Source organism: Alcanivorax profundi, assembly GCF_003597125.1.
Classification (GTDB): Bacteria; Pseudomonadota; Gammaproteobacteria; order Pseudomonadales; family Alcanivoracaceae; genus Alcanivorax; species Alcanivorax profundi.
Genome location: NZ_QYYA01000051.1, coordinates 1 through 658, shown reverse-complemented (window position 1 = coordinate 658; position 658 = coordinate 1). Strand labels below are relative to the sequence as shown.

At 37.2% G+C, this 658-nt stretch carries 1 protein-coding gene; it reads right to left on the bottom strand.

The features are described 5' to 3' along the window. Window positions 1–390 precede the first annotated feature (390 nt). A partial coding sequence (locus D4A39_RS19020; protein ID WP_233552520.1) for a hypothetical protein occupies window positions 391–658 on the bottom strand: 268 nt, incomplete at its 5' end.

Here is a 658-nt window from a genome sequence, read left to right as displayed (position 1 = left end):
AAAGGCAAAGAAAGAACAATAAAGCACGAATATGAACCTGATGAATGTAGATTATTTTATACGTACACAATTATAGCAAGACTACATACAAATCATATATAACATTAATAGCCAACGCTTTAGCGAATCTAACAATTCATTATTTCCCATCACTATGAGGATTATATTCCGGTCATTTTCGGTCATGGTCATTTCCGGTCATTTTCGTTTCGGGGGAGAAAAGGTCATCTATAGTATAATATAAATAATATTTATATTTACTATAGCTCAAAATGACCCAACTCTTTTTGAAAATGACCGAAAATGACCATGACCGGAAATGACCACTTTTGCCTTTCTTTGTTCTCCATTGTACTTTTTCTGCGTGTTTTCTGTTATTTGCAATAAAGTTCAGACAGAAAAATCAACAGAACTTACTGTACTACAGCAACTTATAGCCTTTCTCACATAGAAAGTCAGGGTGAAAGCTTGCATTCTGCCCAAAAATGTTGTATCTTTGCACCGGCAATCGAAAGAACAGCCTTTTGTGCCTTGCTCAGGTCTTCTATTAAGACCAGCACGGGTCATAAATGATGGCAGGCGCTGGTCATCAATGAAGACCCCGAAAACGGCAGGAACGGGGCATTCTGGGGAGTTGCTTAAAGAAACAAAAATTTGA